At 62.0% G+C, this 453-nt stretch carries 2 tRNA genes; both read left to right on the top strand.

Annotation, left to right across the window (positions count from 1 at the left end):
• Positions 1-20: 20 nt before the first annotated feature.
• Positions 21-96, top strand: a tRNA-Glu gene (locus HWX87_RS37775).
• Positions 97-175: 79 nt separating this feature from the next.
• Positions 176-252: transfer RNA gene (locus HWX87_RS37770), tRNA-Asp, on the top strand.
• Positions 253-453: the final 201 nt, after the last annotated feature.

The raw sequence follows: 453 nt of genomic DNA, 5'->3' as shown, positions 1-453 counted from the left end.
GACAGGTCTGAAAAGATCATGTCCCCTTCGTCTAGAGGCCTAGGACATCACCCTTTCACGGTGAGTACAGGGGTTCGAATCCCCTAGGGGACGCCAGATTCAGCGGCGTTTCGTAGAAGTGTCGCAACGCAGGCAGGACCGAGACGATGTCCTGCAGGTGGTGGTGCAGAAAGCTGGAGCGGTAGTTCAGTTGGTTAGAATACCGGCCTGTCACGCCGGGGGTCGCGGGTTCGAGTCCCGTCCGCTCCGCCAAAAAATGAAAAAGCCCGCCTTGTGCGGGCTTTTTCATTTGTGTTGTCGATCGCGCCCGCTGGCGGGCGCGTGACTGCGGAGCGGAGGAAGCCGCCTGCGCGGCTTCCGGCGGGACTCGAAGGGATGCGCGTGCACGCGCATCCGCGGCCTGCGGGATGTAGGCGAGTCCCGTCCGCTCCGCCAAAAAATGAGAAAGCCCGC

The sequence above is a fragment of the Burkholderia sp. BCC1644 genome (assembly GCF_902833225.1).
Classification (GTDB): domain Bacteria; phylum Pseudomonadota; class Gammaproteobacteria; order Burkholderiales; family Burkholderiaceae; genus Burkholderia.
This window is presented reverse-complemented; position numbering and strand designations above follow the sequence as displayed.